The sequence below is a fragment of the Rhodococcus sp. P1Y genome (assembly GCF_003641205.1).
Lineage (GTDB): Bacteria > Actinomycetota > Actinomycetes > Mycobacteriales > Mycobacteriaceae > Rhodococcoides.
The window spans coordinates 4,185,133-4,197,555 of record NZ_CP032762.1; the positions used below are offsets into that span (position 1 = coordinate 4,185,133).

Consider the following 12,423-nt stretch of genomic DNA (forward strand, 5'->3'; position numbering starts at 1 on the left):
CGACACAACTTCGATCTCGGCGGGAACGGTGCCGGAACGCCTACGGTGGGTGACATGAATGATTCGGTCACCATCGTCGGCGCAGGTATCGCGGGCGCCGCCTGCGCCGTCGTTCTCCGCGACGCAGGCGTGCCGTTTCGTCTCGTCGATCGAGGCCGTGCGGTGGGTGGACGCATGGCATCGCCAGAACTTCACGGACGCAGAGTCGATATCGGGGCCGGGTACTTCACCGTGCGGGATCCGGAATTCGCCGAGGTCGTCGCGCAGTGGGAATCAGCTGGTCTCGCCACGAAATGGACGGACACCTTCGGCGTCGTAGCGCCGGACAGCACGCCCGAGACAAGCAGCGGCCCGATGCGGTGGGCAACCCCCGGCGGTCTCCGATCGCTCGTCCGCGCCACGTTGGACGGAATCAACAGCGACAGCGAGAATGTGCAGGAGCTACCCGACGGTGACGTGGTTCTGGCAATGCCGGACCCACAGGCAAGTCGGCTGGTCGCGGTACCGAACCCAGTCGTGTACGACCCCACGATCACCGTTGTCGCCGGATTCGATGCCCTCGACCTTCCGTTCGACAGTGCAGCGTTCGTCAACGACCATCCGGTACTCGAGTTTCTCGCCGACGACGGATCCAGGCGCGGTGACGGCGCGGCCGTGCTCGTTGCACATTCGACGGCCCAGTTCGCGAAAGCGCACCTGGACGATCCCGAGTCGGCCATCGGCCCGGTCGTCGGCGCGCTCACCGAATTGCTCGGTACGTCGCCTCCGTCGTGGACCCGTGTACACCGATGGACGTTCGCCAAACCCGCCGGTGCACACGACGCGACCTTCGGCGTGCTCGAAACATCCTCGGCACGAGTAGTTTTGGCGGGCGATCAATGGAGCCCGTCGGGTCCACCAAGGATCGAAAGCGCATGGCGTTCGGGTACCGACGCCGGTCGAGCCGTGGTAGCGGGAATCAAATAGCAACGGCCATTCGGGCGTCAGTCGAGCGCCCGTGCTGCAGCGGCGGCAATAGCAGCCGTCAACTCCGTCAGCGCCGTCGTCCGAAGGGTCCACTGCTGCCAGAACAACGTGACATCGATTCCCGTTCCAGGCGCGATGTCGATCAGGTCCACTCCGAGTTCGACTCGATCACATTGCAGCCTCGGCAGTACCGCCCACCCGAGCCCGAGGCGAACCGCCTCCGCAAAATCCGACGCGGACGGGATGAAGTGCCTGCGTCCGGACGGCTTCACCGATCCCCACTGCTGCAGGTAGCGATCCTGCAGGTCATCGGAGCGATCGAAGACGACCATGGGCGCGTCCGCTAATACGTCACCTGAGACGCCGTCGGAAAACCATGTTCGGTGAAAGCCCGGAGAACACACCGGGAGGTACCGCATGACGCCCAATCTCGTGACCGAACAACCCTGCACCGGTGTGTCGGACGTGGTGACCGCCGCCATAACGAGCCCTTGCCGCAACATCTCGGCGGAATGGTCCTGATCCTCCCGGCGAACGTCGAAATCCATCCGATCGGCCAATCCGGCCAAAGCGGGGAGCACCCAGGTATTGAGCGAATCGCCGTTGACCGCAATCGGGATGGTGACGGCCCGGCCCCCACCGCTCTCAGCCACCGGCAATTCGGCGACCAGTGATCCGATCTGTTGCGCAAGGCGTAGATACGGGATCCCCGCATCGGTGGCGACGACCGGCTTCGATCTGCGCAGGAGTACAGAACCGGCCGTCGTTTCCAATGCCTTCACTCGTTGACTGATCGCCGACGGCGTCACGTGCAGCCGCCGTGCAGCACCGTCGAACGATCCTTCGGCGACCACCGCGGCAAGCGCTTCGAGCTGAGACAGGTCCAGATTCGACATAAGGAACTCTAACGCGACGTGAGAAATATTCGCTGTACTTCACTGCTGGTCGCACATACGGTGTCGTCATGACCTTCTCCCCCGCGCCCACCATGGCCGGATTCGCATTCGGACTGTCGTTGATCGTCGCTATCGGTGCTCAGAATGCATACGTTCTGCGACAGGGCATCGCTCGTAAACATGTCCTCGGCGTCGTTCTCGTGTGTGCACTGTCCGACGTTGTGCTCATCGGCGCCGGTGTCGCGGGAGCGGGATTGCTGGTCGACAAGGCACCCGGCGCGTTGAAGTTCGCCTACTGGGGCGGCGCAGCGTTCCTCATCGCATACGGAATGCTCTCGGCCCGCCGGGCATTCGCACCGAAGGCAATGGAGGACGAGTCCGACGCCACGCCGGCGCGCATCGGAACCGTGGTGGCCACCGCGCTGGCGTTGACGTGGCTCAACCCTCACGTCTATTTGGACACCGTCGTACTTCTGGGATCCGTCGCCGCCACGTACGACGCCGCACGCGTCTGGTTCGGAGTGGGCGCCGCGGCAGCCAGCATCGTGTGGTTCACGGCCCTCGGCTTCGGCGCACGCCTGCTGAAGCCGGCCTTCGCGAAACCGATCGCGTGGAGATGGCTCGACGGCGTCATCGCTGCGTTCATGCTGGCACTCGGAGCGACGCTTGCAGTACAGGCCACGAACAGCTGACGTACGAGAGCGTCAGCCGACGACGATCCGCTCTCCCACAGCAACAACCGCGCGACTCAACGTCTTCGACGCGTGCTTGCTGAGTGGGCCTTCGCCCAACCGCAACGCGTGAATGGTCATCAGCAGTTCGATGAGCGTCCTCGTGGACAGCGAGTGCGAAGCATGTTCGAGTGCGGCTGCGCGCTTGGTCGGCGGAGTCGGACTCGGGGGAAGATAGTCGAAGGCTCGTTGCACGTGCGCTTCCTCGAACTCCCGCCGCAGCGTCGACGCTTCGGCAGTGGCACCGGGCAGGTGGTAGTGCAGCAGGCGTGCTTCGTTCGGATGCGCTTCGACCCACCCCCACACAGCGACGATGACGTCTTCGAGAGAGGGATCGCGGGTCGCGGCATCTTCTTGTGCACGAACGTGGGCCACGACTTCGTTGACCATGTCGAGTACGCGGCGCATCGCCAGCTCGAACAGCTCGTCCTTACCTGCGAAGTGGTAGTACACCGCGGACGGCACGACCTCGGATTCCAGCGCCACGTCCTGGATACTCGCGTCGGAGAAACTCTTCGCCGCGAAAACGCGGATCGCGGCGTCGACGATCTCCTGCCGCCGTGACGGCCTGTGCGGTGACTTCTTTCCCACCTGACCGTTCGCCCCCTGCTCGCTCACCTCGACGCCTCACCCTCTCGTTTACGCAAAGCACTAGTGTTGCATGACCGAAGTCCTAGGAGAGTGAATGTCGGCATCAGTGAAGCGACCAGCGCACCGTCCCTCGCGGCGTGGAGTCATCGTCGAGACGGCGTTCGAGTTGTTCGCGTCGAGGCCCGTCGATTCCGTGACGGTTGCGGACATCGCGGCAGCCGCGGACATGACGTCGGCAGCGATCTACTATCACTACCCTTCGCGCGAGGAGATTCTGCTCGAAGGGCTTCGCGAGTTCGCAGCCGAGTATGTGGCGGAGATCGAGCGGATAGCGGCGGAGGTGGTAGCTCCTTCCCGCAGCATGGGCTCTCTCGTAGAACCGTTCGTGAAGTGGCTGTCCGACAATCGAACCAGCGCACTCGTCTACTTCGTTCAATCACGCGGTGCAAGCCAGCAAGTCGAGGCGATCCGGCGCGGCAACGCACTGGAACTCATACCGATTCTCGGGTCCGCAGCCAAGAAGGCGCGGGGAAAGATCACCGCTGCCGAAGCAAGCGTCGTCGCAGTCGCCATGATCGCGGAGATCGAAACCTTCGCATCTGCGTTCCTGTCCGACGATCGCTCGTTCACGACGTTGGGCCGCAAGCGATTCATCGAGTCCGGTGCGGCACTGGCGAATCGGATCGCCGGTACGACGGCGTCCTGACGCACAGCCGTGTTCGACAGGCTGGCCACAACGCGGAATGCGAACGTGGTTGGCGCAGAGGGGTTCGACCCTCGACCGGTGTTGTGTAGGCCCAATACAAGACGCCCATTGGCCAGTTCCCGAGGCCCTGAGCTGGAATGCAGCTAGCCGGGGGGCGATACGTGTCACGTGAGATGCGACAACTCTGGGACGGAATCCAACCTCTTGCCTCGCGGACTGAGGGTCAATCCTGTCCTGCATTCTCGATGTCAGTCAGCGTCTTTTCAGTAATACCAGCTATGACCTTCCAGCCAGCGGCCACCTGCAGTGCGTTGCTGCCTTCTTGTGAGCGGGTGATCGTCAATTGATCGCCATCTGCGGAGCGTAGTAGCCGACCTCGGAGTTGTCGTGAGTCGGTAGATCTACGATGTCAGGTAAGACCGTGACGGGCATGTTCGGCTTGAAGCTACACCGTCACCTGGCATCAACGTGAAGTTCTAACCCACTGTCGATGGGGATGGAGGGATTTGGACTGTGCCGATCAGTAGTTTGACGTGGTTGTCGAATGTCATCTACTTCCAATTTTGCACATTATTCGATTCGCTAACATACTTGTGCCGCTGGTTGCCTGTCCGTCATCCGAACGATTGCCCAACTTTGACCCGCACGGTACATTACGCGTCGGAAAGTTCCATGCAAGAGAGGCTTCACGTGAGCGATAGTAGCCCGCCGACCGATTCTCCGCGTCATCTCGGCCAGGCGAGAAGGCCGGTCTGGCACAAGAAACGTTCCGTTCAGGTAATTGGCGGCATCGCGGTGGTCAGCCTGGTCGGAGTTAGCCTTCTAACATATCAAGTAGTCAGCTATTACGGTGACGTCCGCGATGCGATAGATTTCGAAAGCGATGAAGCGCGACTTACCTCCGTTCCAGTAGTGGGTAGAGACTTCTTCGAAACGGATGCCGTTGAAACGCCAGCAGCAGCCGATGGAGAGGACTACTACAACCCAGACCTAGTGCCAGAATCCGACCGCTATTCGTACGACGGAGGCGCAACGCCAGAATTAAGCGGAATGGATCCGGATACTTACTTCATCTCAGCGTCAAAGCGAGACCAAATTGAGTACAGCGCCGACTTTATCAATGAGGACGTTCAAGCAAAGTATGATGAATTGAACCGAGCACTCGCGTCGACGGGAGCCGGTCAGTTGGGTCCGCTCGTAGCGCCTAGTGTCGATAATACCGCTCAGCAGATAATCGACAGGCACTCGCTACTCGAATACATAACGACAACATCGCCCAACAAGTCTGACGCCAAGAAAGCAGTAGCGTCGTTTAATCACGAGTCCTCGAACGGGTTCGAGAGTTCCATGAGTAAGATTGACAACGGTACCGTTGTAGTCACTAAGAGCGAAGTGCGAAGTTCGTCCGACTTATTCTACGAAACTATCTTTAAAGGTACGGATCCCAATGGCCTACCTTCGATGGTAATAGAATTTAAAACAACCACACTGAACAACGCGGGTGTGCAGGGCATGTACACATTTAACGCAGACCGGCACGGCGGCGGAGAGTGGGTACGCATGATGTCACGTGGGCAATCCGATCGTGAGTGGGTACCAGATCTCCGAAGTATGTATGTGAACTGAGGGCATTCGCCTTATTGAGACACACAGAATAGGAGGCCGCTTCCGGCTTCCTACAATTTGCTCGTTATCTTTGTCTATTTCGCTGAAATGGACAGTTTGGTTTGTGCGCCGTTCACCGCAGTGTCCTGTGGAGCTTTGATTGCTGCCTGGCCCTCCGCCTTGATTTTGTCGGCTTCGGTCTTCGCGTCGTCGAGGATCTTTGCTGCTTCCGCCTTGGCGTCATAGCTCTTTCTCCGCACCACCACGTAGTTCCTGGGCCTGGGCTTCCGCTTCGTTTAGATCGCTGGTCTCCTGAATCGTTTTTCGCGTTCGGATCTTTCAGCGCACCAGCGGCGATCAGGTCAGCGACAACTTTGTCGGGGCCCTCGAACTCGTCGCCAGTTTTGTATTCAGTCTGATCGTGAACGATTGCGCTTAGTACGGTTAGTTCCCCATGGTCGCCTACTAACACTACTGCATTCTTGATTAAGTAGAACGCTTCAGGCATTAAGATTTGGTAGTTGTAGTAGTCGTGCGCAACGATCTCAGTAAGAAGTGGGTTTTTCTTCTCCTCAGTTGTTACGAAGCGGCCACCGTCTAGTCGGAACTTATAACCACCGTTGATCTCTTTCAGGCCTGGTCGTGGAGTTTCTTAAGCTAGGAAAACATCTTTGCCCATACTGGTGCGAATGCCTGCGCTAGACCTTCTACTGATGTGTCATAGCGAGCGTCACCGACGAACAAGTTCTCGATGCCGTAAGGACGGAACAGGTTCAGCAGTTGGTCTTTCGTGACTGTGCCACCGACTGCGTACTTGTAGATCTCAATCGGTCAAAGCGCGACCTGCCGATCCCCGATCCTGTCTACTCGTCTTCGCTTCATGCCCGAGCGGTACAACGCCAGGAGAAGTCACAGGCTCGTGACAGATACCGTGACAGATACCGTGACAGCGGCCATGTGTCTGTGAATGAGCTGGGCGATCTGGTGTACCCCGACTACCTGACCGATCGCTGGAAAGCCGCGTGCGCCCGTGCTGGCGTTCCCGTCATCAACCTTCACGACGAACGACATACATGCGCCACGCTGATGATCCTCAACGGTGTGCCGATCCCAACGGTTTCTGCCTGGTTGGGCCACGCGACTGCTGCGTTCACGATGGCGCGATATGTCCACAACCAGCCCTATGCGCTGATCGCCGCTGCAACGAGTTACGGATCACTTGTGACAAAACGTGATAAAACTTCGTTGCCGATTGGGCCAAATCAGGGTCAACAACCCCTGTGACCAGGGTGGGCGCAGAGGGGTTCGAACCCCCGACCGCTGGTGTGTAAAACCAGAGCTCTACCGCTGAGCTATACGCCCGAGAACCGGTGGCTTTCACCACCGGATCGCTTGGAGAAATTTATCGTGTCGGCGCCGGATCTCCAATTCCGCAGGTCAAACGCTTACACGCTTGCCAATGCTGTTTCCCATGCCGACTGGTCCCGCGCCTCGCCCGGCTGATTCATCTCGGCGAACCGGATGACTCCGGCTTTGTCGATGACGAATGTTCCGCGGTTGGCGAAGCCTGCGCCTTCGTTGAAAACCCCGTAGGCCTGCGCGACCGAACCGTGCGGCCAGAAGTCCGACAGGAGCGGAAAGGTGTACCCCTGCTCGGCCGCCCAGATTTTGTGTGTGGGCGGTGGTCCGACCGAGATGGCCAAGATGGCTGTGTCGTCGTTCTCGAACTTGGGTAGCTCGTCGCGAACCTTGCACAGCTCACCCTGGCACGTGCCGGTGAAGGCAAGTGGATAGAAGACCAGCAGGACATTTTTCTCGCCGCGATAGGACGAGAGTGTCACTTCCTGGTTGTTCTGATCCTTGAGGGTGAAGTCGGGTGCCTGTGCACCCACCTCGAGTGGCATCGAATCCGTCTTTCTGTTCGAGGTGTCCCTACCGTTTGGTGGCCCGAGTCTTCGGCTGAACCAGTCGGCTGCCGATCCACTCACCGAGATTCGCGGCCGATGTCTGCGTCAACCCTGCGGTCGGCGCCGATTCGGCAATCTCACTCGGCTCGACATGCCCTGGAAGGCCGGTCTTGGGACTGAGCACCCACACGAATCCATCGTCGGAGAGAGGACCGATGGCGTCCATCAGTGCGTCGACAAGATCACCGTCGCCATCGCGCCACCAGAGCAACACCACGTCGATGACTTCGTCGGAGTCTTCGTCGGCAGTTTCACCGCCGATGGTGTCCTCTACGTCCGCACGCAGATCGTCGTCTGTGTCCTCGTCCCAGCCCAGCTCCTGAACGACCAAGTCGCGGGTGATTCCAAGTTTCTGAGCGTAGTTCTGAGCGTCCGCCGCGGCGACCACGGTGGTGACCTCCTTGCATAGTGGGTGAAGTAGTGCAAGCGAACAGTGTTTTCGCCGCATCCGCAAGCTGACCGCGCCGAAATTGCGTACATAAATTTCTACTGGTGGGTATTGGGACTCTGTACTACCTCCAGGAAACATATGTAGGAGGATTGAGGAGAATCACCGAACCGAGGAACGTAGCTCGCCGTCACAGAGTGCGAGATACATGGAACGGCCGCCGCACCGAGCGACCGCCACTTTGAGGAGTACACACGTTGTCCGAGTTGAACCAGGACGGTCGGCAGAACACACAGACTGCCGGCAAATCGAGCGGGCCTACCAGCTCCGATGGTCGGGTACGCGTCATCCGTGAGGGTGTCGCGTCGTACCTTCCCGACATCGACAATGACGAGACCAACGAATGGATCGAATCCTTCGACGGTCTCCTCGAGCGGTCGGGCCCAGCGCGCGCTCGCTATCTGATGTTGAGGTTGCTCGAGCGCGCCGGCGAACGCCGCGTCGCATTGCCGTCCCTGACCTCGACGGATTACGTCAACACCATCCCCACCGAGAACGAGCCGTGGTTCCCCGGCGACGAAGCCATGGAGCGCCGCTACCGCGCGTGGATTCGCTGGAATGCCGCGATCATGGTCCACCGCGCGCAGCGCCCGGGCGTCGGCGTCGGCGGCCACATCTCGACATACGCATCCTCTGCGGCCCTCTACGAGGTCGGCTTCAACCACTTCTTCCGCGGCAAGGATCACCCGGGCGGCGGCGACCACATCTTCATCCAGGGCCACGCCTCCCCCGGCATCTACGCACGCGCGTTCCTCGAAGGCCGCATCCCAGCCGAGCGCATGGACGGCTTCCGTCAGGAGTACAGCCACGCCGACGACGGCGGCGCACTGCCGTCGTACCCGCACCCTCGCCTGATGCAGGACTTCTGGGAGTTCCCGACGGTGTCCATGGGCCTCGGTCCGATGAACGCCATCTACCAGGCGCGCTTCAACCATTACCTCAGCGACCGCAACATCAAGGACACCACCGACCAGCACGTGTGGGCGTTCCTCGGCGACGGTGAGATGGACGAGCCGGAATCGCGCGGCCTCGCACACGTCGCCGCCACCGAAGGCCTCGACAACCTGACCTTCGTCGTCAACTGCAACCTCCAGCGCCTCGACGGTCCGGTTCGCGGCAACGGCAAGATCATTCAGGAACTCGAGTCGTTCTTCCGCGGCGCCGGGTGGAACGTCATCAAGGTCGTATGGGGTCGCGAGTGGGACGCACTGCTGCACGCAGACCGCGACGGCGCACTGGTCAACCTCATGAACACCACGCCCGACGGCGACTTCCAGACGTACAAGGCCAACGACGGCGGCTACGTCCGCGATCACTTCTTCGGGCGCGACCCACGCACCAAGGAGCTCGTCAAGGATTTGTCCGACGGGGATATCTGGAACCTCAAGCGCGGTGGCCACGACTACCGCAAGGTGCACGCCGCGTACGCGGCCGCGATGGCGCACAAGGGCCAGCCGACGGTCATCCTGGCGCACACCATCAAGGGCTACACGCTCGGTAAGCACTTCGAGGGTCGTAACGCCACGCACCAGATGAAGAAGCTGACGCTGGACGATCTCAAGACCTTCCGCGATCTGCAGCACATCCCGATCTCCGACGAGGAGCTCGAGAAGGATCCGTACCTGCCCCCGTACTACCACCCCGGTGCGGACGCTCCCGAGATTCAGTACATGCTCGATCGTCGCAACAAGCTCGGTGGATTCGTCCCCGAGCGCCGCGTCGACGTCAAGCCGCTCCCGCAGCCGGGCGACGACACTTACAAGACCCTCCGTAAGGGATCGGGCAAGCAGGAAGTCGCCACCACGATGGCGCTCGTGCGCGTGATGAAGGAACTGCTTCGCGACAAGGAGATCGGCCACCGAATCGTGCCGATCATCCCCGACGAGGCCCGCACGTTCGGTATGGACTCGTGGTTCCCGTCGCTGAAGATCTACAACCGCAACGGTCAGCTCTACACCTCGGTGGACTCCGAACTCATGCTCGCCTACAAGGAGAGCTCGGTCGGGCAGATCCTGCACGAAGGCATCAACGAGGCAGGGTCGACATCGTCGTTCACTGCTGTCGGCACGTCCTACGCCACCCATGGCGAGGTCATGATCCCGCTGTACATCTTCTACTCGATGTTCGGCTTCCAGCGCACCGGTGACGGCCTGTGGGCGGCGGCAGACCAGATGGCACGCGGATTCGTCCTCGGCGCCACGGCAGGGCGTACGACGCTCACCGGTGAGGGTCTCCAGCACGCCGACGGTCACTCGCTCTTGTTGGCCTCGACCAACCCTGCTGCCGTTGCCTACGATCCCGCGTTCTCCTATGAGATCGCCCACATCGTCAAGGACGGCCTACGTCGTATGTACGGCGGTACCGAAGGCGTAGAAGGCTTCGGCGGAGAGAACATTTTCTACTACATCACCCTCTACAACGAGCCGTACGTACAGCCGGCGGAGCCGGAGAACCTCGATGTCGAGGGGCTCCTCAAGGGCATCTACCGGTTCGAGGCACCGCAGGACGGCGACGGGCCCGAGGCTCAGCTTCTGGCATCCGGCGTGGGACTCGTGTCGGCCCGCAAGGCTCGCGAGTTGCTGCTCGACGAGTGGGGCGTCCGGTCCGCGGTCTGGTCGGTCACCTCATGGGGTGAACTGCGCCGCGACGGTGTCGAGGCGGAGAAGGAAGCACTGCGCAACCCAGGTTCCGAGAAGCGCGTTCCATTCGTGACGACCGCGCTGGCGAACGCGGCAGGGCCGGTCGTGGCCGCATCCGACTGGATGCGTGCCGTTCCCGATCAGATCCGGCAGTGGGTTCCCGGTGACTACGTCACGCTCGGCACCGACGGCTTCGGGTTCTCCGACACCCGTCCCGCGGCTCGCCGCGTGTTCAACGTCGATGCCGAATCGATCGTCGTCGCAGTACTCGCTGCGCTGGCCGAGTCCGGTGAGATCGACAAGTCCAAGGCCGTCGAGGCCGCGGACAAGTACAAGATCGACGACGTCCGCGCAGCTCCGACATCGTTCGCCGATACCGGTTCCGCGTAACCTTTTCGATGACGATCGACGCCCGTCCATTCGTGTCCACATCCCCGGACCCGAGTGGGCGGGCGTAGGTTTTTCACCATGGTCGACAATCCGGTGGACGGTGCGCACCCCAGCGCCGACCGCGAGAACTACATCACCGACAACGAAGTCCACCTCCCCGGGAAAGCACTGACACCACCACGGCAGAAGCGCGACCCACTTCCCGACGCCTTGCTTCGGCGTGTCAAGCAGTTCTCCGGCAGGCTCTCCACCGAAGCCGTCACGGCAATGCAGGACCAGCTGCCGTTTTTCGGCGGACTCGATGCCGCGCAGCGCGCGAGTGTTCAATTGCTCATCCAGACGGCCGTCGACAACTTCCTGGAGTGGCTCAAGAATCCCCAGAGCGACATCCGTTTCAGCTTGGACGCCTTTCAGGTGATCCCGCAGGACCTCGCGCGGCGACTGACGCTTCGTCAGACGGTGGATATGGTTCGTGTCGCGATGGAGTTCTTCGAGCAGTGGCTCCCGGCGTTGGCTCGCAACGACCAGCAGCTCGTCGCACTGACCGAGGCTGTACTTCGCTACGGGCGCGAGCTGGGGTTCGCAGCGGCATCGGTGTACGCCAGCGCTGCGGAATCGCGAGGCGCGTGGGACACGCGCCTCGAAGCACTGGTCGTCGACGCCGTCGTTCGAGGCGACACCGGGTCCGACATGCTGTCGCGGGCGGCAACCCTCAACTGGGACGCAACCGCACCCGCCACCGTGCTCGTGGGCACACCACCGGACGACCAAGGGGTCTCCGTGGTCGGAACAGTGCACGCGGTTGCGCAGAAGCACGGACGGGCCGCTCTCGCCGTCGTGCAGGGGACCCGATTGGTGATGGTCGTCAGCGGCCAACTATCCGACGACGCCGCGAGCAACTCCTTTCTCGACGACATGCTGCGCAACTTCTCCGACGGCCCTGTGGTGATCGGACCGACCACACGAACACTGGGCGCTGCCCATTCGAGTGCGGTCGAGGCATTCGCCGGGATGCAGGCGGTGGCGGGGTGGAGAGGCGCACCGCGTCCCGTACACGCCGGCGAGTTGCTCCCGGAGCGCGCGCTGCTGGGCGATTCGGCTGCGATAGCCGCACTCAACGACATACTCGTCGTTCCGCTGTCCGCAGCCGGTTCCGGCCTCGCCGACACCCTCGATGCCTACCTCGATTGTGGGGGCGCAGTAGAAACTTGTGCGCGTCAGCTGTTTGTTCATCCAAATACTGTCCGTTATCGCTTGAAAAGAATCGCAGAAGTCACAGGGCGAGACCCGACGTCATCCCGTGATGCGTACGTGCTTCGGGTCGCGGCGACGGTAGGTCGATTGACTCGAACTCATCACGAACCGCACTATCCTGCCCCACAGATCACACACGTCACATTCGGAGAAGTGGTCACGTAACGCAGGTAGCGATTGGGACGATGCGGGCGCCCCACAAGGGTGATTGTGGGAACCCTACAAATTGC

At 61.2% G+C, this 12,423-nt stretch carries 12 protein-coding genes and 1 tRNA gene; 7 read left to right on the forward strand and 6 right to left on the reverse strand.

Annotation, left to right across the window (positions count from 1 at the left end; genetic code table 11):
• Positions 1-54 precede the first annotated feature (54 nt).
• Positions 55-966, forward strand: a complete 912-nt coding sequence (locus D8W71_RS19260; RefSeq protein WP_121119564.1) for an NAD(P)/FAD-dependent oxidoreductase — start codon at positions 55-57, stop codon at positions 964-966.
• A 17-nt stretch (positions 967-983) separates the two neighbouring features.
• Here the strand turns inward: D8W71_RS19260 and D8W71_RS19265 are convergent, their stop codons facing one another.
• Entirely contained in the window at positions 984-1,862 is an 879-nt protein-coding gene (locus D8W71_RS19265) for a LysR family transcriptional regulator ArgP (RefSeq protein WP_121115708.1), read from the reverse strand.
• A 68-nt stretch (positions 1,863-1,930) separates the two neighbouring features.
• Between D8W71_RS19265 and D8W71_RS19270 the strand changes: the two genes are divergently transcribed.
• A complete protein-coding gene (locus D8W71_RS19270; protein ID WP_121115710.1) occupies positions 1,931-2,554 on the forward strand; it encodes a LysE/ArgO family amino acid transporter in 624 nt (207 codons plus the stop codon).
• A gap of 12 nt (positions 2,555-2,566) precedes the next feature.
• On the opposite strand, the gene D8W71_RS19275 is transcribed toward D8W71_RS19270, so the two are convergent.
• On the reverse strand, positions 2,567-3,211 hold the full coding sequence (locus D8W71_RS19275; RefSeq protein WP_121115712.1) for a TetR/AcrR family transcriptional regulator: 645 nt from the start codon (positions 3,209-3,211) through the stop codon (positions 2,567-2,569).
• Between the two features lie 67 nt (positions 3,212-3,278).
• Here D8W71_RS19275 and D8W71_RS19280 point away from each other — a divergent pair, with 67 nt between their 5' ends.
• Both D8W71_RS19280 and D8W71_RS19285 read left to right on the forward strand, forming a co-directional pair.
• Positions 3,279-3,890, forward strand: a complete 612-nt coding sequence (locus D8W71_RS19280; RefSeq protein ID WP_121115714.1) for a TetR/AcrR family transcriptional regulator — start codon at positions 3,279-3,281, stop codon at positions 3,888-3,890.
• Between the two features lie 690 nt (positions 3,891-4,580).
• Positions 4,581-5,516, forward strand: coding sequence for a hypothetical protein (locus tag D8W71_RS19285; RefSeq protein ID WP_153275398.1), 936 nt, complete (start codon positions 4,581-4,583; stop codon positions 5,514-5,516).
• Between the two features lie 74 nt (positions 5,517-5,590).
• Here the strand turns inward: D8W71_RS19285 and D8W71_RS27385 are convergent, their stop codons facing one another.
• Positions 5,591-5,758 carry a hypothetical protein gene (locus D8W71_RS27385; RefSeq protein WP_153275399.1) on the reverse strand — a complete coding sequence of 56 codons (168 nt, stop codon included), beginning with the start codon at positions 5,756-5,758 and terminating at the stop codon, positions 5,591-5,593.
• A gap of 700 nt (positions 5,759-6,458) precedes the next feature.
• On the opposite strand from D8W71_RS27385, the gene D8W71_RS28255 reads away from it, so the two are divergent.
• Complete coding sequence (locus D8W71_RS28255) at positions 6,459-6,779, forward strand: tyrosine-type recombinase/integrase (RefSeq protein WP_161965470.1); 321 nt, start codon at positions 6,459-6,461, stop codon at positions 6,777-6,779.
• A gap of 6 nt (positions 6,780-6,785) precedes the next feature.
• Here D8W71_RS28255 and D8W71_RS19295 read toward each other — a convergent pair.
• The 3 genes from D8W71_RS19295 to D8W71_RS19305 all read right to left on the reverse strand — a co-directional run bounded on the left by D8W71_RS19295 (position 6,786) and on the right by D8W71_RS19305 (position 7,850).
• Positions 6,786-6,857: transfer RNA gene (locus D8W71_RS19295), tRNA-Val, on the reverse strand.
• 83 nt (positions 6,858-6,940) lie between these two features.
• Complete coding sequence (locus D8W71_RS19300) at positions 6,941-7,399, reverse strand: peroxiredoxin (protein ID WP_121115721.1); 459 nt, start codon at positions 7,397-7,399, stop codon at positions 6,941-6,943.
• Positions 7,400-7,427: 28 nt separating this feature from the next.
• Entirely contained in the window at positions 7,428-7,850 is a 423-nt protein-coding gene (locus D8W71_RS19305) for a DUF3052 domain-containing protein (protein ID WP_121119566.1), read from the reverse strand.
• A gap of 266 nt (positions 7,851-8,116) precedes the next feature.
• On the opposite strand from D8W71_RS19305, the gene aceE reads away from it, so the two are divergent.
• Positions 8,117-10,939, forward strand: coding sequence for a pyruvate dehydrogenase (acetyl-transferring), homodimeric type (aceE, locus tag D8W71_RS19310; RefSeq protein WP_236078090.1), 2,823 nt, complete (start codon positions 8,117-8,119; stop codon positions 10,937-10,939).
• Between the two features lie 78 nt (positions 10,940-11,017).
• Positions 11,018-12,358 carry a PucR family transcriptional regulator gene (locus tag D8W71_RS19315; RefSeq protein WP_236077509.1) on the forward strand — a complete coding sequence of 447 codons (1,341 nt, stop codon included), beginning with the start codon at positions 11,018-11,020 and terminating at the stop codon, positions 12,356-12,358.
• The last annotated feature ends 65 nt before the right edge of the window (positions 12,359-12,423 follow it).